This window comes from Ectopseudomonas oleovorans, assembly GCF_003052605.1.
Lineage (GTDB): Bacteria > Pseudomonadota > Gammaproteobacteria > Pseudomonadales > Pseudomonadaceae > Aquipseudomonas > Aquipseudomonas oleovorans_A.
Genome location: NZ_QASO01000124.1, coordinates 54,663 through 72,115, shown reverse-complemented (window position 1 = coordinate 72,115; position 17,453 = coordinate 54,663). Strand labels below are relative to the sequence as shown.

Genomic DNA, 17,453 nt, shown 5'->3' with positions numbered 1-17,453 from the left:
CCTATTTAACAGCAAAGAAGATGGCTTCTCAAATCAAGCGCTTACTATCGCTTCGCTGATCGCGGGGTGTACCTGATTGCGTCCTGCACGCTTGGCTTGATAGAGCGCATCATCGGCACGGGTCAGGAGGGATTCGAACGTGTCACCGTTTTCGGCTAGAGCGCAGCCGAAGGACGCAGTGATGCTGTCCAGAATCTGGTCCGTGCGTCTGACCTTGACCCGCAGGGACTGAATCTTGTTGCGCAATTGTTCGGCGAAGGTCAGTACCTCGTCCAGGCTGGCGCAATTGCGCAGCACGACGCAGAACTCCTCGCCCCCATAGCGCGCTGCGAAAGCCTCGGGTGGCAACAGGTTGCGCAGCAGTTGCCCGACATGCTGGAGTACGCGGTCGCCCAGGGGGTGGCCGTACTGATCGTTGAACTGCTTGAAATGATCGATATCCAGCATTAGCAGCGCCAGCCCGTCTGTTGACTCGCTCAGGGCGCGTTCCAGCAGGCGGGTAAAGGCGTGGCGATTGAATACGCGGGTCAGGCTGTCGAGCGTTGCAGCCAGGTGGGCGCGCTCCAGTTGGCTGCGCAGATGGGTTATCTCCTGCTGTGCGGCGCGCAGGCGATAGAGGAATTTTTCCTGCTGATCCTGCATCAGTTGCGTGCTTTCCTGTAACTCGCTGAGCACGCCGGGCAGATCGTCGATGATCGGCTCCTGCAGGGCGCTGAGACCCTGGCTCAGGCTCTGCTGGTAGTGCTGGCTACCGATCACGCTGCTGGAGACGTCGCCTTCGATATCGTCGACCAGCTCGATGACTTGTTGCTGGCCGGCGCGTGCTTCTTCCAGTTCGCCGCGGATGATGTAGTCGCGAAACAGGCGGCTGGCGGTTTCCGGGGGGAATACGTCGAAGTCCTCGACCACCTTGTCCAGGCGTCGGTTGAGTTCGGGTTCGCTGCCTCTGCTGTAGGTGTACCAGAGTGCATAGTGCACCGGGTTGGGCGGTATGGCGTGGCGCATCATCAGCGGCACCGCTTGTTTCAGTAGTTCCGCCGCCTCGCGGGTTTCTTCCGGGTAGAGGTTGATGATGCTGAGCGGTTTGTTTGCTTGACTCATTGCGGCAGGAACTCGCTGGCTAATGGCCAGAGCATAGATCAGGGGATAACTATGTGCCTAATGAAAAGGCCCGGATGAGCGTAATGCTGTTCACATAAGAAATGGTCGGACGCGATGAGTCCCCTCGCCCCTTTGGGGAGAGGGTTAGCAGGCTGTTGAAAAACTATCTGCGTTGCCACTGCTGCGTTAAAAACAGGCTCAAAATGCTCATTTACAGCTCGTAAACTCCGCTTTTTCGCCTATTTTTGCCTTGCATTGGCTGCCTCGCCTACGTTTTTCAACGGCCTGTTAGGGCGGGCCGCGTTCGGAGAGGGGAAAACTGGCAGGTTTGCGGTGTTTTCAGCCCTCTCCCCCAGCCCCTCTCCACTAGGCGTGCCCCCAATAAATGGGAGAGGGGAGTCAAACGTGTGCAGCCTTAAGTGAACAGCATTCCCGGATAACCGGGCCTTGGGGGTCAGGCTGCGAGCAGACTGCGCAGCATCCAGGCGGTTTTCTCGTGTACCTGCATGCGTTGGGTCAGCAGATCAGCCGTCGGTTCGTCACTGACCTTGTCGAGCAGCGGGAAGATATCGCGAGCAGTGCGCACCACGGCTTCCTGGCCCTCAACCAGCTGTTTGATCATGTCTTCTGCCGTGGGCACGCCTTCTTCTTCCTTGATCGACGACAGGCGAGCGTACGCGGCGTAGGTGCCCGGTGCCGGGAAGCCCAGAGCGCGAATACGTTCGGCAATGGCGTCGACGGCCAGGGCCAGTTCGGTGTACTGCCCTTCGAACATCAGGTGCAAGGTGTTGAACATCGGGCCGGTGACGTTCCAGTGGAAGTTGTGGGTCTTCAGATACAGCGTGTAGGTGTCGGCAAGCAGGCGCGAAAGGCCTTCGGCAATGGCGGCGCGATCCTGTTCGGCGATTCCGATATTGATTTCCATGATTTCTCCTTTCAGTTGGTCTGGGCGTGGCCCGCATGATGAGTGAAGGCTAACACGCGGGCTGCCAGGATGAACCTGGCTTATATCAATGAATACGATGTTTGGATGTTGTCGATAACGAACGGTTCATTTTCAATGGGTCGCATCCGCTCGTCCTGTTGCTCGGCTGGGGCTGTGGCCAATGCGTGCAGGGCGCTGCACAGTTGCCGGATCTGTCCGCTGTCAGGCTTATGATCGCTGCCCTCCGGGGCCTGATCCAGCAAGGTGCGTAACCGGTCGAGGCTAAGCAGCAGGATATCGCCCAGCAGGCTGTCGAAGGTCATGGCGCCGCAACGCAGGGCGTCGAGTACCTCCTCGATGGCTTGTGGTAGCGGCATCAGTGTGTTGAGCTCGACGTAACCCAGGTTGCCCTTGAGCGTATGGATCAGGCGAAACAGCTCGCGCAGTCTTTCCGCGCTTTTGGGCGCTCGTTCAAGCTCGATCAGCAGTAGTTCGCAGCGTGGTAGCTGCTCGGCGGCTTCGAGGCGAAAGTCTTCCAGCAGGTCGCTGGGCAGGTCGCTGCGTATGGTCGTTCTCCTGGCGGGAGGCTTCATCGATTATAGAAGCCATCTGCCGGGCGGCTGCGTCATGGCGATTTACGCTATATAATCCCGCTCTTTATCGGCGTGCGACGTACAGTTGGACGTTTGCTGCGGTGTGGCTCCTGCCCAGGGCGCTGGGGGCTGCCTGACCTATCCAAGACCTTAGAGAAGCGAAACACGATCATGATGCGCAGCCACTATTGCGGCCAGTTGAACGAGAGCCTGGATGGCCAGGAAATCACCCTTTGCGGCTGGGTACACCGTCGCCGTGACCATGGCGGGGTGATCTTCCTCGATATCCGTGATCGTGAAGGCCTGGCTCAGGTGGTGTTCGATCCTGATCGTGCCGAGAGCTTTGCCAAGGCCGACCGCGTGCGCAGCGAGTATGTGGTCAAGATCACCGGCAAGGTGCGTCTGCGTCCAGCCGGTGCGGTCAACCCGAACATGGCTAGCGGCACCATCGAGGTGCTGGGCTACGAGCTGGAAGTTTTGAACGAGGCGGAAACCCCACCGTTCCCGCTCAACGAATACAGTGACGTCGGCGAGGAAACCCGTCTGCGCTATCGTTTCATCGATCTGCGCCGTCCGGAAATGGCCGAGAAGCTCAAGCTGCGTTCGCGCATCACCTCGAGCATCCGCCGTTACCTGGATGACAACGGTTTCCTCGATGTCGAGACGCCGATCCTGACCCGCGCCACGCCGGAAGGCGCGCGCGACTACCTGGTGCCGAGCCGCACCCACGCTGGCAGCTTCTTCGCTCTGCCGCAGTCGCCGCAGTTGTTCAAGCAACTGCTGATGGTCGCCGGCTTCGACCGCTACTATCAGATCGCCAAGTGCTTCCGCGACGAAGACCTGCGCGCCGACCGTCAGCCGGAATTTACCCAGATCGACATCGAGACCAGCTTCCTCGATGAAAAAGACATCATGGGCATCACCGAGACCATGGTGCGCAACCTGTTCAAGGAGGTGCTGGACGTCGAGTTCGGTGAGCTGCCGCACATGACCCTGGCCGAAGCCATGCGCCGCTTCGGCTCGGACAAGCCGGACCTGCGTATCCCGCTGGAGCTGGTGGACGTCGAGGATCAGCTCAAGGACGTCGAATTCAAGGTCTTCGCCGGCCCGGCCAACGACCCGAAATGCCGCGTTACCGCGCTGCGCGTACCGGGCGGTGCGAGCATGCCGCGCAAGCAGATCGACGACTACACCAAGTTCGTCGGCATTTACGGTGCCAAGGGCCTGGCCTATATCAAGGTCAACGAGCGTGCGGCCGGCGTTGACGGTCTGCAGTCGCCGATCGTCAAGAACATCCCGCTGGATAACATCAACGTCATCCTCGACCGCGTTGGCGCTGTCGACGGCGATATCGTGTTCTTCGGTGCCGACAAGGCCAAGATCGTCAGCGAAGCCCTGGGCGCGCTGCGCATCAAGCTGGGTCATGACCTCAATCTGTTCACCTGCGAGTGGGCGCCGCTGTGGGTTGTCGATTTCCCGATGTTCGAGGAAAACGACGACGGCAGCCTGACCGCCATGCACCACCCGTTCACCGCGCCGAGCTGCAGCCCTGAAGAGCTGGAGGCCAATCCGGCTGCCGCGCTGTCGCGTGCCTACGACATGGTGCTCAACGGTACCGAGCTGGGTGGCGGTTCGATCCGTATCCACGACAAGGCCATGCAGCAGACCGTGTTCCGTGTGCTCGGCATCAGCGAAGAGGAGCAGCAGGAGAAGTTCGGCTTCCTCCTCGATGCCCTCAAGTACGGTGCGCCGCCCCATGGTGGTTTGGCCTTCGGTCTGGATCGTCTGGTGATGCTGATGACCGGCGCACAGTCGATCCGCGAAGTGATTGCCTTCCCGAAAACCCAGAGTGCGGCCTGCGTCATGACTCAGGCGCCGGGTATTGTCGACAACAAGTCGCTGCGCGAGCTGCACATTCGCCTGCGCGAGCAACCCAAGGCCGAATAAGCCTGTCAAAGAAGCCTGGAGATTCCAGGCTTCTTCGTTATGGGGTGGAGACTCAAACTCTTACGCCCCGGTAATCGTGAAACCTTATAGATGGAGTGAGTTATGGCTGGTCATTCCAAATGGGCCAATATCAAGCACCGCAAGGGGCGTCAGGACGCCAAGCGCGGCAAGATCTTCACCAAGCTGATTCGTGAGCTGACGGTCGCTGCCAAGCACGGCGGGCCGATTCCGGCGGATAACCCGCGTCTGCGCCTGGCCGTGGACAAGGCGCTGACCAATAACATGTCGCGCGAGGTGATCGATCGCGCCATCGCCCGTGGTGCCGGCAACAACGAAGCCGATAACGTCGTCGAGTTCAGCTATGAAGGCTACGCGCCCAGCGGTGTGGCGATCATCGTCGAGGTGATGACCGATAACCGCAACCGCACCGCAGCCGAAGTGCGGCATGCCTTCACCAAATGCGGCGGCAACCTCGGCACCGATGGTTCGGTTGCCTATATGTTCGAGCGCAAGGGGCAGATCAGCTTCGCGCCGGGTGTCGATGAAGATGCCCTGATGGAGGCAGCGCTGGAAGCCGGTGCCGACGATGTGGAAATGGGAGAGGACGGTTCGGCCCTGGTGTCGACCAGCTTCACCGAGTTCCATGCCGTCAACGAAGCACTGAGCGCTGCTGGTTTCAAGGCCGAGGAAGCGGAAATCGCCATGATCCCCTCGATCAGCGCGCCGATCACTGATCTGGAAACGGCGCAGAAGGTCTTCAAGCTGATCGACATGCTCGAAGATCTGGATGACGTGCAGAACGTCTATCACAACGCCGAAGTCGCTGAAGAGATCATGGAGCAGCTCGGCTGAGGCTGTAGCCCGGATGTGTAGGGTGAGTAGGGTGGCGTCCGTGTGTGTCCGCTATGGGTAAGCGGCCCTGGTGGGCTGAAGCCCACCCTACGCTGCCCCTGCGTCTGCCCAGCGCCCCTTCTGCGGTTTTCTCTGGTTCCTCAGGTGTGTCACGAGTGACGGCGCATGAGGACGCCCGTATACTCGCCAACTGGATAAATAGACAGTTGCCGACATGACCCTCATCCTAGGAATCGATCCCGGTTCGCGCATCACCGGTTATGGCGTGGTACGCGATACTGGGCGCGGCTGCGAGTACGTGGCCTCGGGCTGCATTCGCACTGGCAACGGACCGCTGGCCGAGCGCCTGCAGATCGTCTTTCGCGGCGTCAGCGAGGTGATTCGCACCCATGGCCCGGTGACCATGGGTATCGAGCAGGTGTTCATGGCGCGCAATGCCGATTCGGCGCTCAAGCTGGGGCAGGCGCGTGGCGCGGCCATCGTCGCAGCGGTGGAGGCGGGGCTGGAAGTCAGCGAATACACCGCCACCCAGGTCAAGCAGACGGTAGTCGGCACCGGCGCGGCGGACAAGCAACAGGTGCAGATGATGGTCATGCACCTGCTCAAGCTGGTGCAAAAGCCGCAGATCGACGCCTCCGATGCCCTGGGCATCGCCCTGTGCCATGCCCACCATCGACAGAGTCTCATTGCCCATGGGCTGGCCGGCGCCAAGCGGCGTGGCGGCCGTCTTCGTTTGTAATCGGATCAAAGGAACACAGTGGTGATCGGACGTTTGCGCGGCACCCTGGCGGAGAAGCAGCCGCCGCATTTGCTTCTGGATGTGAATGGCGTCGGTTATGAGCTGGAAGTACCGATGACGACCCTTTATCGTCTGCCTACGGTGGGTGAGCCGGTAACCCTGCACACTCATCTGGTGGTGCGTGAGGATGCGCATCTGCTCTACGGTTTTTTCGAAAAGCGCGAGCGCGAGCTGTTCCGCGAGCTGATTCGTCTCAATGGCGTTGGCCCCAAGCTGGCGCTGGCGCTGATGTCCGGGCTCGAGGTCGATGAGCTGGTGCGCTGCGTGCAGGCGCAGGACACCGCAGCGCTGGTCAAGGTGCCAGGAGTCGGCAAGAAAACCGCCGAGCGACTGCTGGTAGAACTCAAGGATCGCTTCAAGGCCTGGGAGTCGATACCGTCCATCGCGCCTCTGGTGGCTGAACCTCAACTGGCTCAGGCAGTCTCAAGTGCGGAGAACGACGCGGTCAGCGCGCTTATCTCTCTTGGCTACAAACCGCAGGAAGCCAGTCGGGCTGTGGCTGCTGTCAAGGAGGATGGCATGAGCAGTGAGGATTTGATCCGGCGCGCGCTGCGCGGCATGGCGTAGGGTGGATGACGCCTGTTTCATCCACCGGCCTTCTGCTGGGAAACGCTGCATGGTTTGCCGCATGGCAGTGCAATTCAATGGACTTTTAGTGGAATGCCTCGATGATCGAAGCCGATCGCCTGATTACCGCCGGCCCCCGCGAGCGCGACGAGCAGCAGGATAGGGCCATTCGTCCGCTGCGCCTGGCCGACTACATCGGCCAGCCCGTCGTGCGCGAACAGATGGCGCTGTTCATCCAGGCGGCGCGGGGCAGGGCGGAAGCGCTCGACCATACGCTGATCTTCGGCCCGCCAGGCCTGGGCAAGACCACCCTGGCCAATATCATTGCCGAGGAAATGGGCAGCTCGATGAAGAGCACGTCCGGCCCGGTGCTCGAACGTCCGGGGGATCTGGCTGCGCTGCTGACCAACCTGGAAAGTGGCGATGTATTGTTCATCGACGAAATTCATCGCCTGTCGCCGGTGGTCGAGGAAGTGCTGTATCCGGCCATGGAAGACTTCCAGCTCGATATCATGATCGGCGAAGGCCCGGCGGCGCGGTCGATCAAGCTCGACCTGCCGCCCTTCACCCTGGTCGGTGCCACCACCCGTGCCGGCATGCTGACCAATCCGCTGCGTGACCGTTTCGGTATCGTTCAGCGCCTGGAGTTCTATGGCGTTGATGACCTGGCCACCATCGTTGCGCGCTCGGCCGGGATTCTCGGCTTGCCCATCGAGGCCAAGGGCGCCTTCGAGATTGCCCGTCGCGCGCGCGGCACGCCGCGTATCGCCAATCGTCTGCTGCGCCGGGTGCGCGATTTTGCCGAGGTACGTGGCACTGGCCACATCACCCCATCGATTGCCGACCAGGCACTGAATCTGCTGGATGTCGACGAACGCGGTTTCGATCATTCCGACCGCCGCTTGCTGCTGGTCATGATCGAGAAGTTCGACGGCGGGCCGGTAGGGCTGGACAGCCTGGCGGCGGCGATAGGTGAGGAGCGCCATACCATCGAGGATGTGCTCGAGCCGTATCTGATTCAGCAGGGTTACATGATGCGCACGCCGCGCGGGCGTGTGGTCACGCGTCATGCCTATCTGCACTTCGGCCTCAACATTCCCAGGCGCGTCGGCGAGCAGGTCGCCGACGATCTGTTCAGTGCAGGTGACGAATGACGAAAAAATTGTTACCAGGCCGGATTGGCAAGCCGCAGGCCGAGGACTAGAGTATGCGCGCGCAAAACGGAGTCCAGCCGTTCAGCCACCATTGCCGGGTCTATTACGAAGACACCGACGCGGGCGGCATCGTCTACTACGTCAACTACCTCAAATTCATGGAGCGGGCTCGTACCGAGCGCCTGCGTGAGCTGGGTTATGCCCAGTCGACGCTTTCCGGTGAGGGCCTGTTGTTCGTCGTGCATTCGGCCGAGGCGCGTTATCACGCGCCGGCACGTCTGGATGACCAGCTGGTGATCAGCGCCGATGTAATCGAATTGAACCGTGCCAGCCTGCGCTTTCGTCAACAGGTCAGGCGGGCTGCGGATGATGTGCTGCTCTGCGAAGGGCAGTTTCTGGTGGCTTGTGTGCGCGCCGACAACTTGAAACCCCGGGCCATTCCCGAGCCTCTGCGACATGCGTTCGCCGGGACGCAGGCGCCGGGTCCAATTGCAGCAGGAGAGTAAGCGTGGAAGCCAACGTAGACAATATGTCGGTCTGGAGCCTGATCAGTCATGCCAGCCTGGTGGTGCAGCTGGTCATGCTCACCCTGGTGGCGGCGTCCGTCATATCCTGGGTGATGATCTTCCAGCGCAGCACCGCCATTCGTGCCGCCAAGCGTGCGCTGGACAACTTCGAGGACCGTTTCTGGTCCGGCATCGACTTGTCCAAACTGTATCGCCAGGCCGGCAGCAACCCGGATCCGGACTCTGGCCTGGAGCAGATTTTCCGCGCCGGCTTCAAGGAGTTTTCGCGCCTGCGTCAGCAGCCGGGCGTTGACCCGGATGCTGTGATGGATGGTGTGTCGCGTGCCATGCGCGTGGCCATCTCCCGTGAAGAGGAAAAATTGGAGACCGCTCTGCCGTTCCTGGCAACCGTCGGTTCCACCAGCCCGTATATCGGTCTGTTCGGCACCGTATGGGGCATCATGAATTCCTTCCTGGGCCTGTCCCAGGTGCAGCAAGCCACGCTGGCTACCGTTGCCCCGGGCATTGCCGAGGCACTGATCGCGACCGCCATCGGCCTGTTCGCGGCGATTCCGGCAGTCATCGCCTACAACCGCTTCTCTGCCCGTGGCGAGATGCTGATCGGTCGTTATTACACCTTCGCTGACGAGTTCCAGGCCATCCTGCACCGCAAAGTGCATACCTCGGAAGAATAAGGCGAGCGAAGAGGACAGGTTTTTACCATGGCGAGAATTCGCAACAGACGCAAGCCGGTCGCCGAGATGAACGTGGTGCCCTACATCGACGTGATGTTGGTGCTGCTGGTCATCTTCATGGTCACCGCGCCGATGCTCAATCAGGGGGTCAAGGTCGACTTGCCCAAAGTCAGCAGCGAGGTGTTGCCGCAGGATAACGACGCCTTGGTGCTGACCATCTCCATCAAGGCCGACAAGACCTACTACTGGAACATGGGCAGCGAGGTCGATGTCGATACCGAGCAGGAACGTGCCGTCAATCTCGAGCAGATGACCCAGGCCGTGTCGGCCATCATCAGTGAGAATCGCCGTCAGGGTAAGCAGGTGCAGGTGTTCGTGCGCGGTGATAAGTCGGTTGATTACGGCACGGTCATGGCGGCCATGGGCGGCTTGCAGCAGGCCGATGTCGGCAATGTCGGACTGATAACCGAGGCGCCTTGATGCAGCACGAGCGCACGCAGTCGGAAAGCTACTTCTGGCCTGTAGTCTGGGCAGTGGGCCTGCACGTACTCATCTTTGCCATGCTGTTCGTCAGTGTCGCCTTCACCCCGGAGCTGCCACCGGCGCGCCCGGTGGTTCAGGCTACGCTGTACCAGTTGCAGTCGCAGAGTCAGGCCACTACGCAGACCACGCAAAAGGTCGCCGGCGAGGCACAGAAAACCTCCGCGCCGCAATTCGAGGCCGAAAGGCTGGAGCAGAAGAAGGCCGAGGAGCAGAAGGTCGCAGCCGCCAAACGTGCCGAGGAACAAAAACAGGCTGAGCAGGCCAAAGCCGAAGCTGCCAAGGCTGAAGCAGCGAAGAAGGCCGAGGCCGAGAAGGCCGCCGAACAGAAGCGCCAGGCCGATATCGCCAAGAAGCGCGCTGAGGAAGAGGCGAAGAAAAAAGCCGCTGAAGAGGCCAAGAAAAAGGCCGCTGCAGAAGAGGCGAAGAAAAAGGCCGCTGCAGAAGAGGCGAAGAAAAAGGCAGCCGCCGAAGCCGCGAAAAAGAAAGCGGCCGAGGATGCCAAACGCAAGGCTGAAGATGCACGGCGCAAGGCCGCCGAGGATCAGAAGGCCGCAGCGCTGGCCGAACTGCTGTCGGACAATGTGCAGAACCAGCAGGCGCTGGCCGAAACCCATGGTGATCAGGTGGCCGGCAACCTCGATGATCTGATCATCAAGCTGATCACCGAGAATTGGCAGCGGCCGATGTCGGCCCGTCGTGGCATGAGTGTCGAGCTGGTGATCCAGATGTTGCCCGATGGCACCATCACCAACGCCAGCGTATCGCGCTCCAGTGGCGATGCGCCGTTCGATAGTTCGGCCGTGGCAGCTGTACGTAACGTCGGGCGTATTCCCGAGATGCAACAATTGGATCGCGCTACCTTCGACAGTCGGTACAGGCAGCGTCGCGTTATTTTCAAACCGGAGGATTGAGCTCTGTGAACAACCTGATTCGTATCGCCCTGCTGGGGCTGGTCATGCTGGTCGGTAGCGTCCAGGCGGCCGATCCGCTGGTGATCTCCCAGGGTGCCGACCGCGCCACGCCCATCGCCGTCGTGCCCTTTGGCTGGCAGGGTGGTTCGGTATTGCCCGAGGACATGTCCGAGATCATCGGTAATGACCTGCGCAACTCCGGCTACTTCGAGCCGATCCCTCGGCAGAACATGATCAGTCTGCCGACCCAGGCCAGCGAGGTCATCTACCGCGACTGGAAAGCCCTCGGCGCCCAGTACCTGCTGGTCGGCAACATCGTGCCCAATGGAGGCCGGCTGCAGGTGCAGTACGCGCTGTTCAACGTCAACACCGAGCAGCAGGTCATGACCGGCAATGTCGGTGGTGGCACCGATCAGTTGCGCGATATGGCACACCATATCGCCGACCAGTCGTTCGAGAAGCTCACCGGCGTCAAGGGCGCGTTCTCCACGCGTCTGCTGTACGTCACTGCCGAGCGCATGGGCGCCAACAACACCCGTTACACCCTGCAGCGCTCCGACTATGACGGTGCCCGCGCGGTGACGTTGCTGCAGTCGCGCGAGCCGATCCTGTCGCCGTCCTTCGCGCCGGATGGCCGTCGTATTGCCTATGTTTCGTTCGAGCAGCGTCGTCCGCGCATCTTCGTCCAGCACATCGATACCGGTCGTCGCGAGCAGATCACCAACTTCGAAGGCCTCAACGGCGCGCCTGCCTGGTCGCCGGATGGCAATCGCCTGGCCTTCGTGCTGTCGCGTGACGGCAACCCGGAAATCTACGTGATGGACATGGGCAGCCGGCAGATGCGTCGCGTCACCAACCATTACGCCATCGATACCGAACCCTTCTGGGGCAAGGATGGTCAGACCCTGTACTTCACCTCGGATCGTGCGGGGCGTCCGCAGATCTACAAGACCAACATCAATACTGGGGCCGTGGAGCGAGTGACCTTTGTCGGGAACTACAACGCCAACCCGAAATTGTCGGCTGATGAAAAGACCCTGGTGATGATCCATCGCCAGGAAGGTTTCACCGTGTTCAAAGTGGCTGCCCAGGACCTGGAAACCAACCGTCTGCGCATACTTTCCGACACAAGTTTGGATGAGTCGCCCACTGTTGCGCCCAATGGCACCATGCTAATCTACGCCACCCGCCAGCAGGGCCGGGGAGTCTTGATGTTGGCGTCCACCAATGGACGCGTGAGGCTCCCTCTTCCTACCGCTCAAGGCGAAGTTCGAGAGCCTTCTTGGTCCCCTTACCTGAACTGATGCGGTGCTACACCTTTTTGCTCAACACAACTGGGGTTCATTAGGAGTTACATGATGGAAATGCTGAAATTCGGTAAGTTCGCTGCACTGTCCCTGGCTCTCGCCGTTGCCGTAGGTTGCTCCTCCAAAGGCGGCGACGCTGCTGGCGAAGGCGCAGTTGACCCGAACGCTGGCTACGGTGCCAACACTGGCGCTGTCGATGGCAGCCTGAGCGAAGAAGCGGCTCTGCGCGCTATCACCACTTTCTACTTCGAGTACGACAGCTCCGACCTGAAAGCCGAAGCCATGCGCGCTCTGGACGTACACGCCAAGGACCTGAAAGGCAACGGCGCTCGCGTCGTTCTGGAAGGCCACGCTGACGAGCGCGGTACCCGTGAGTACAACATGGCTCTGGGCGAGCGTCGTGCCAAGGCCGTGCAGCGTTACCTGGTTCTGCAGGGCGTCTCCCCGGCTCAGCTGGAAGTCGTTTCCTACGGCGAAGAGCGTCCGGTTGCCACTGGCAGCGACGAGCAGTCCTGGGCTCAGAACCGTCGCGTAGAGCTGCGTAAGTAAGCTGCCATGCGTGATTGCCGCCGTATCCTGACCCTTCTGACGCTCGCCTTGCCGTTCGCGGCGATGGCGGAAGTTCCCGTACTGGAAAGCAGCTCCATGCAACAGGGCAGCAGCTTTCCACCGGCGGGTTATGGTACGGCCGGCGCCTCTGTCGGAGCGGGTTCGCAAGCGCCCGCTTCTGCACAGGGTATGCTGTTCATCCAGCTCGAGCAGATGCAGCAGGAAATTGCCCAGCTGCGTGGCATGGTAGAAGAGCAGCAGAATGAAATTCAGCGCCTCAAGCAGGAAGGCCTGGAGCGTTATCAGGATCTGGATCAACGCATTTCTTCCGGCGCCGCTGCCGGTGGAACTCCCGCACAGAATTCAGCCACTGGCGCGGTAAACGCCAGTGGCACCCCGACGCCACCTGCCGCACAACAGCAGGCCAGCGCCGAGCCGGGTGATCCGGCCAAGGAAAAACTCTATTACGACGCTGCCTTCGACCTGATCAAGGCCAAGGACTTCGACAAGGCGTCGCAGGCGTTCAGCGCCTTTCTCAATCGTTATCCCAATAGCCAGTATGCGGGTAATGCACAGTACTGGCTGGGCGAAGTGAACCTGGCCAAGGGCGACCTGCAGGCTGCCGGTCAGGCCTTTGCCAAGGTCACTCAGGCCTACCCGAGTCATGCCAAGGTGCCGGATTCGCTGTTCAAGCTGGCCGATGTCGAGCGCCGTCTGGGTAACAATGACAAGGCACGCAGCATTCTGCAGCAGGTGATTGCGCAGTACCCGGGCAGTTCAGCAGCGCAGCTGGCGCAGCGTGATCTGCAGCGACTGTAGGCTCGAGATTCGATGAACAAACCCGCGCCAGTCGCGGGTTTTTCTTATCCGTAGTTTGCCGGCTTCCATTAGAATGCCCCCTCGCCTGATGACAGGGTTTCAGCTCGGCTGATGTCCTTGTCACCAGGCATCGTCGAATGGCGGCTGCTGTCGGCATTCCTGTCTTTTCACGCAACGGAGGCGGATGGCCTGTTTCGTCATCACGCCCGTGGCTACCATGCAAGAAACTCTGCGCATTACCGAGATTTTCCATTCGTTGCAGGGGGAGACGCGTACTGCCGGCTTGCCGACGGTATTCGTGCGCCTTACCGGCTGCCCCCTGCGCTGTCAGTACTGTGATACCGCCTATGCCTTCAGCGGCGGCGAGATCGTCACGCTGGACAGTATCCTCGACCAGGTGGCCGCCTATCGGCCGCGCTACGTCTGCGTCACTGGCGGCGAGCCGCTGGCTCAACCCAACTGCATTACCTTGCTTGCGCGTCTGTGTGATGCCGGCTACGAGGTGTCGCTGGAGACCAGTGGGGCACTCGACGTCTCAGCGGTCGATGCCCGGGTCAGCAAGGTGCTCGATCTGAAGACGCCTGGATCTGCTGAAGTGCAGCGCAATCGCTACGAGAACGTCCAGTGGCTGACACGCAACGATCAGGTCAAGTTCGTCATCTGCTCGCGTGAAGACTACGACTGGGCAGTATCCAAATTGATCGAATATGACCTGGCTGCCAGGGCCGGCGAAGTACTGTTTTCGCCCAGCCATAAACAGGTCGATGTGCGGGCGCTGGCTGACTGGATCGTGGCGGACAACCTGCCGGTACGCCTGCAACTGCAGCTACACAAGATTCTCTGGAACGACGAGCCGGGACACTGAACATGAACGACAAGAAAGCGGTCATCCTCCTTTCCGGTGGCCTGGACTCGGCCACCGTGGTCGCCATGGCCAAGGCCGAGGGCTACAGCTGCTACAGCATGAGCTTCGACTATGGGCAGCGCCATCGCGCCGAGTTGCAGGCAGCCGAGCGTGTGGCGCGGCAACTGGGTGTAGTCGAGCACAAGATGATTGGCCTGAACCTCAACGGCATCGGTGGTTCGGCGTTGACCGACAGCAGCATCGCCGTGCCTGAATCGCCCACTGAAGGGATTCCCGCCACCTACGTGCCGGCGCGTAATACGGTATTTCTGGCGCTTGCCTTGGGCTGGGCCGAGGTGCTCGAGGCGCGCGATATCTTCATTGGCGTCAACGCGGTGGATTACTCGGGCTATCCCGATTGCCGTCCGGAATTCGTCGAGGCGTTCGAGCGCATGGCCAACCTGGCGACCAGGGCGGGTGTCGAGGGGCAGGGTTTCAGCATTCGCGCACCGTTGCAGCAGATGAGCAAGGGCGAGATCATCCAGGCGGGCATGCGCCTGGGCGTGGACTATGCGCTGACGGTCTCCTGCTACCAGGCCGATGACGAGGGCCGCGCCTGTGGCAAATGCGACAGCTGCCGCCTGCGCGCAGCCGGTTTCGCCGCGGCAGGTGTGCCTGATGTGACGCGCTACTGCTGAAAAAGTTTTCGCGAAGTGTTGATTTCCTGAATTAAATCAGTATCATGCGCCTCGCGTTGGGTCGTTAGCTCAGTTGGTAGAGCAGTTGGCTTTTAACCAATTGGTCGTAGGTTCGAATCCTACACGACCCACCAGATCGCAAAAGCCAGTCGTCAGACTGGCTTTTTTTTGCTCTCGGAAAAGTCCTCTGGCTGATGCTGCATCGCCTGTGGTGATGTGGAGTCAGGGGCTATACTCGCAGCTCGCTCAAGAGCACCGCAGGTTCGATGACATGACGCAGATTTCCGAACGCCTTCTGGTTCAGGCCCACCTCGATGCCAAACAGCCCAAACCGCTGACAGCCGAGGAGGAGGCCTTCTATCGCCGCGAAATCGCCGCTGAGCTGAAGAAGCAGAACGCGGTGCTGGTGGCGCACTACTACTGCGATCCGGTGATCCAGGCGCTGGCCGAGGAAACCGGCGGCTGCGTTTCCGACTCCCTGGAAATGGCCCGCTTTGGTAATCAGCACCCGGCGCAGACCGTGGTGGTGGCCGGGGTCAAGTTCATGGGCGAGACGGCGAAGATCCTCAACCCGGAAAAACGCGTGTTGATGCCGACGCTGGAGGCCACCTGTTCGCTCGATCTGGGTTGCCCGGTGGACGAGTTTTCGGCCTTCTGCGATCAGCACCCGGAGCGCACCGTGGTGGTGTATGCCAACACCTCGGCGGCGGTGAAGGCGCGTGCCGACTGGGTGGTGACCTCCAGTTGCGCGCTGGAGATCGTCGAGAGCCTGATGGACAACGGCGAGACCATCATCTGGGCGCCGGACAAGCACCTGGGCAACTACATCCAGCACGAGACCGGTGCCGATATGCTGCTGTGGGACGGTGCCTGTATCGTCCATGAGGAGTTCAAATCCAAGCAGTTGCTGGACATGAAGGCGCTGTACCCTGATGCTGCCATTCTGGTGCACCCGGAGTCGCCGCAGAACGTGGTGGAGCTGGCCGATGCCGTGGGTTCCACCAGTCAGCTGATCAAGGCCGCGCAGACCCTGCCCAACTCGACATTCATCGTCGCCACTGATCGCGGCATCTTCTACAAGATGCAGCAGCTGTGCCCGGACAAGACCTTCATCGAGGCGCCGACGGCGGGTAACGGTGCCGCCTGCCGCAGCTGCGCGCACTGCCCGTGGATGGCGATGAATACGCTGGAGCGCGTGCTGACCGGCTTGCGTCAGGGCTCCGGCGAGATTCATGTCGAGCCGGCGCTGATTCCCAGGGCGATCAAGCCGCTCAAGCGCATGCTCGATTTCACCCAGGCGGCGCGGCTGAAGGCCGCCGGTAACGCCTGATAGGCATGCAGTAAAAGGAAGCCCAGCCAATGCTGGGCTTCTTGCTTTACATAGCCCGGATGTAATCCGGGAATGGTGAGAGGCCAATACCCCCGGATTGCATCCAGGCTACGGCAACTTCGTCAGCTCAGCTTGCCCAATTCGCCGGCTCGTTAACCACATTGAGCAGCGCGCGCAGGCGGCCATATTCACGACCGTTGAAGGCAAAGGCCAGACGGGTCAGGTGGCACAGTTCCGGTTCGTCGCGCTCCTGCTCGCAGTAGGGTTGCTGGGTAAAGCCACCTTCCTTGCACAGGCTGGCGAAGTCGCTGTCCAGCATGACTAGAGCCGCCTCGTTGAGCGGATGATTGAGGCGAATCACGAAGCGATCCTTGAGCCAGCGGCTGGAGTGGAAGTTGCGATAGAAGTGGACGATTTCATCCACCGCTTCTTCGGCGCTGTACACCAGGTGCATCAGGTTCAGATCGCTGGGCAGGATGTAGCCATTGTCTTCAAGCTGGCGGCGCATGAAACCCAGGGCGTCCTTCCAGTAGCTGCCACCCGGTTGATCGAGCAGTACCACGGGCACCAGTGGGCTCTTGCCGGTCTGGATCAGGGTCAGCACTTCCAGCGCTTCGTCGAGGGTGCCGAAACCGCCGGGGCACAGCACCAGGCCATCGGCCTCCTTGACGAAGAACAGCTTGCGCAGGAAGAAGAAATGGAATGACAGCAGGTGGTTGCTGCCGCGCATCGTCGCGTTGGCCGTTTGTTCGAAGGGCAGGATGATGTTGAACCCCAGGCTGTTGTCCACGCCGGCGCCTTCATGGGCGGCGGCCATGATGCCGCCGCCTGCGCCGGTGATGACCATTAGGTCACGTTGCGCCAACCGTGCGCCCAGTTCACGAGCCTGCAGGTACAGCGGATGATCGGCTGGCGTGCGGGCCGAGCCAAATACGGTGACCTTGCGCCGGCGCTTGAGCTGTTCCAGTACACCGAAGGCATTTTCCATCTCGCGCAGGGTCTGCAGCATGATCTTGGCGTCCCAGCGGTTGCGGTCCGCCTGGGCCATATGGATCACGGTACTGAGCATTTCCCGGTACAGCTGCAGGTTCGGGCTGTTGCCGGGGGCTGCCAGTGCCACCAGTTCGTCGACCTTGCGGGTCAGGTCGACTTCGCTGGTTTGCACGTGGCGCGACAGATAGTCGTCCGCTTCGTAAGGCATGAAGGCTCTCCTGTTCTGAGCCGGGCGAGAGGTTGATGCGGCTCGCGCCCGTACCGGTTCCGTGATTATGGCGTTTCATGACGCTTGCCACAGCCTGGTTGCCGTTTCGCTG

The 17,453-nt window shown here is 60.8% G+C and carries 19 protein-coding genes and 1 tRNA gene; 16 read left to right on the top strand and 4 right to left on the bottom strand.

Annotated elements, in window-relative coordinates; translation table 11 throughout:
- Window positions 1-33: 33 nt before the first annotated feature.
- From DBO86_RS21820 to DBO86_RS21810, 3 genes are all read right to left on the bottom strand, one after another.
- Entirely contained in the window at window positions 34-1,101 is a 1,068-nt protein-coding gene (locus tag DBO86_RS21820) for a GGDEF domain-containing protein (RefSeq protein ID WP_108234819.1), read from the bottom strand.
- A gap of 454 nt (window positions 1,102-1,555) precedes the next feature.
- On the bottom strand, window positions 1,556-2,026 hold the full coding sequence (locus DBO86_RS21815; protein ID WP_108234818.1) for a Dps family protein: 471 nt from the start codon (window positions 2,024-2,026) through the stop codon (window positions 1,556-1,558).
- Between the two features lie 80 nt (window positions 2,027-2,106).
- The gene (locus tag DBO86_RS21810) at window positions 2,107-2,619 is read right to left on the bottom strand and encodes an Hpt domain-containing protein (RefSeq protein ID WP_108234817.1); all 513 of its coding nucleotides are present in this window, start codon (window positions 2,617-2,619) and stop codon (window positions 2,107-2,109) included.
- Between the two features lie 171 nt (window positions 2,620-2,790).
- On the opposite strand from DBO86_RS21810, the gene aspS reads away from it, so the two are divergent.
- The 16 genes from aspS (at window position 2,791) to nadA (ending at window position 16,140) form a co-directional block, all read left to right on the top strand.
- Complete coding sequence (gene aspS, locus DBO86_RS21805; protein WP_108234816.1) at window positions 2,791-4,566, top strand: aspartate--tRNA ligase; 1,776 nt, start codon at window positions 2,791-2,793, stop codon at window positions 4,564-4,566.
- 102 nt (window positions 4,567-4,668) lie between these two features.
- Window positions 4,669-5,418, top strand: a complete 750-nt coding sequence (locus tag DBO86_RS21800) for a YebC/PmpR family DNA-binding transcriptional regulator (RefSeq protein WP_104727700.1) — start codon at window positions 4,669-4,671, stop codon at window positions 5,416-5,418.
- A gap of 214 nt (window positions 5,419-5,632) precedes the next feature.
- The gene (ruvC, locus tag DBO86_RS21795) at window positions 5,633-6,157 is read left to right on the top strand and encodes a crossover junction endodeoxyribonuclease RuvC (RefSeq protein ID WP_108234815.1); all 525 of its coding nucleotides are present in this window, start codon (window positions 5,633-5,635) and stop codon (window positions 6,155-6,157) included.
- Window positions 6,158-6,178: 21 nt separating this feature from the next.
- A complete protein-coding gene (gene ruvA, locus DBO86_RS21790) occupies window positions 6,179-6,784 on the top strand; it encodes a Holliday junction branch migration protein RuvA (protein ID WP_108234814.1) in 606 nt (201 codons plus the stop codon).
- Window positions 6,785-6,885: 101 nt separating this feature from the next.
- A complete protein-coding gene (ruvB, locus tag DBO86_RS21785; RefSeq protein ID WP_108234813.1) occupies window positions 6,886-7,938 on the top strand; it encodes a Holliday junction branch migration DNA helicase RuvB in 1,053 nt (350 codons plus the stop codon).
- 53 nt (window positions 7,939-7,991) lie between these two features.
- Complete coding sequence (gene ybgC / locus DBO86_RS21780; RefSeq protein WP_108234812.1) at window positions 7,992-8,444, top strand: tol-pal system-associated acyl-CoA thioesterase; 453 nt, start codon at window positions 7,992-7,994, stop codon at window positions 8,442-8,444.
- A gap of 2 nt (window positions 8,445-8,446) precedes the next feature.
- Window positions 8,447-9,139, top strand: a complete 693-nt coding sequence (gene tolQ, locus DBO86_RS21775) for a protein TolQ (protein ID WP_004423476.1) — start codon at window positions 8,447-8,449, stop codon at window positions 9,137-9,139.
- A 27-nt stretch (window positions 9,140-9,166) separates the two neighbouring features.
- Window positions 9,167-9,619 carry a protein TolR gene (tolR, locus tag DBO86_RS21770; protein WP_074860291.1) on the top strand — a complete coding sequence of 151 codons (453 nt, stop codon included), beginning with the start codon at window positions 9,167-9,169 and terminating at the stop codon, window positions 9,617-9,619.
- Entirely contained in the window at window positions 9,619-10,593 is a 975-nt protein-coding gene (gene tolA, locus DBO86_RS21765; protein WP_108234811.1) for a cell envelope integrity protein TolA, read from the top strand. The genes tolR and tolA overlap by 1 nt, the downstream gene beginning before the upstream one ends.
- Before the next feature lie 5 nt (window positions 10,594-10,598).
- Entirely contained in the window at window positions 10,599-11,897 is a 1,299-nt protein-coding gene (tolB, locus tag DBO86_RS21760; protein WP_108234810.1) for a Tol-Pal system beta propeller repeat protein TolB, read from the top strand.
- A gap of 54 nt (window positions 11,898-11,951) precedes the next feature.
- Entirely contained in the window at window positions 11,952-12,449 is a 498-nt protein-coding gene (gene pal / locus DBO86_RS21755; protein WP_039964433.1) for a peptidoglycan-associated lipoprotein Pal, read from the top strand.
- Window positions 12,450-12,455: 6 nt separating this feature from the next.
- The gene (gene ybgF, locus DBO86_RS21750) at window positions 12,456-13,268 is read left to right on the top strand and encodes a tol-pal system protein YbgF (protein ID WP_108234809.1); all 813 of its coding nucleotides are present in this window, start codon (window positions 12,456-12,458) and stop codon (window positions 13,266-13,268) included.
- Window positions 13,269-13,485: 217 nt separating this feature from the next.
- Window positions 13,486-14,133, top strand: a complete 648-nt coding sequence (gene queE / locus DBO86_RS21745) for a 7-carboxy-7-deazaguanine synthase QueE (protein ID WP_108234858.1) — start codon at window positions 13,486-13,488, stop codon at window positions 14,131-14,133.
- A 2-nt stretch (window positions 14,134-14,135) separates the two neighbouring features.
- Window positions 14,136-14,810, top strand: a complete 675-nt coding sequence (gene queC / locus DBO86_RS21740; RefSeq protein ID WP_108234808.1) for a 7-cyano-7-deazaguanine synthase QueC — start codon at window positions 14,136-14,138, stop codon at window positions 14,808-14,810.
- Window positions 14,811-14,868: 58 nt separating this feature from the next.
- Window positions 14,869-14,944 (top strand) — tRNA-Lys (locus DBO86_RS21735).
- A gap of 137 nt (window positions 14,945-15,081) precedes the next feature.
- The gene (gene nadA, locus DBO86_RS21730) at window positions 15,082-16,140 is read left to right on the top strand and encodes a quinolinate synthase NadA (protein WP_167399153.1); all 1,059 of its coding nucleotides are present in this window, start codon (window positions 15,082-15,084) and stop codon (window positions 16,138-16,140) included.
- A 127-nt stretch (window positions 16,141-16,267) separates the two neighbouring features.
- On the opposite strand, the gene DBO86_RS21725 is transcribed toward nadA, so the two are convergent.
- Window positions 16,268-17,341, bottom strand: a complete 1,074-nt coding sequence (locus DBO86_RS21725) for an LOG family protein (protein WP_004423493.1) — start codon at window positions 17,339-17,341, stop codon at window positions 16,268-16,270.
- Window positions 17,342-17,453: the final 112 nt, after the last annotated feature.

Bases quoted from the DNA above. Each gene is read 5' to 3' on its own strand.
- DBO86_RS21820 (WP_108234819.1), bottom strand. From the start codon at position 1,101: ATGAGTCAAGCAAACAAACCGCTCAGCATCATCAACCTCTACCCGGAA.
- DBO86_RS21725 (WP_004423493.1), bottom strand. From the start codon at position 17,341: ATGCCTTACGAAGCGGACGACTATCTGTCGCGCCACGTGCAAACCAGC.
- ruvB (WP_108234813.1), top strand. From the start codon at position 6,886: ATGATCGAAGCCGATCGCCTGATTACCGCCGGCCCCCGCGAGCGCGAC.
- tolA (WP_108234811.1), top strand. From the start codon at position 9,619: ATGCAGCACGAGCGCACGCAGTCGGAAAGCTACTTCTGGCCTGTAGTC.
- DBO86_RS21815 (WP_108234818.1), bottom strand. From the start codon at position 2,026: ATGGAAATCAATATCGGAATCGCCGAACAGGATCGCGCCGCCATTGCC.
- ybgC (WP_108234812.1), top strand. From the start codon at position 7,992: ATGCGCGCGCAAAACGGAGTCCAGCCGTTCAGCCACCATTGCCGGGTC.
- pal (WP_039964433.1), top strand. From the start codon at position 11,952: ATGGAAATGCTGAAATTCGGTAAGTTCGCTGCACTGTCCCTGGCTCTC.
- tolR (WP_074860291.1), top strand. From the start codon at position 9,167: ATGGCGAGAATTCGCAACAGACGCAAGCCGGTCGCCGAGATGAACGTG.
- queE (WP_108234858.1), top strand. From the start codon at position 13,486: ATGCAAGAAACTCTGCGCATTACCGAGATTTTCCATTCGTTGCAGGGG.
- ybgF (WP_108234809.1), top strand. From the start codon at position 12,456: ATGCGTGATTGCCGCCGTATCCTGACCCTTCTGACGCTCGCCTTGCCG.
- DBO86_RS21810 (WP_108234817.1), bottom strand. From the start codon at position 2,619: ATGAAGCCTCCCGCCAGGAGAACGACCATACGCAGCGACCTGCCCAGC.
- ruvC (WP_108234815.1), top strand. From the start codon at position 5,633: ATGACCCTCATCCTAGGAATCGATCCCGGTTCGCGCATCACCGGTTAT.
- DBO86_RS21800 (WP_104727700.1), top strand. From the start codon at position 4,669: ATGGCTGGTCATTCCAAATGGGCCAATATCAAGCACCGCAAGGGGCGT.
- queC (WP_108234808.1), top strand. From the start codon at position 14,136: ATGAACGACAAGAAAGCGGTCATCCTCCTTTCCGGTGGCCTGGACTCG.
- nadA (WP_167399153.1), top strand. From the start codon at position 15,082: ATGACGCAGATTTCCGAACGCCTTCTGGTTCAGGCCCACCTCGATGCC.
- aspS (WP_108234816.1), top strand. From the start codon at position 2,791: ATGATGCGCAGCCACTATTGCGGCCAGTTGAACGAGAGCCTGGATGGC.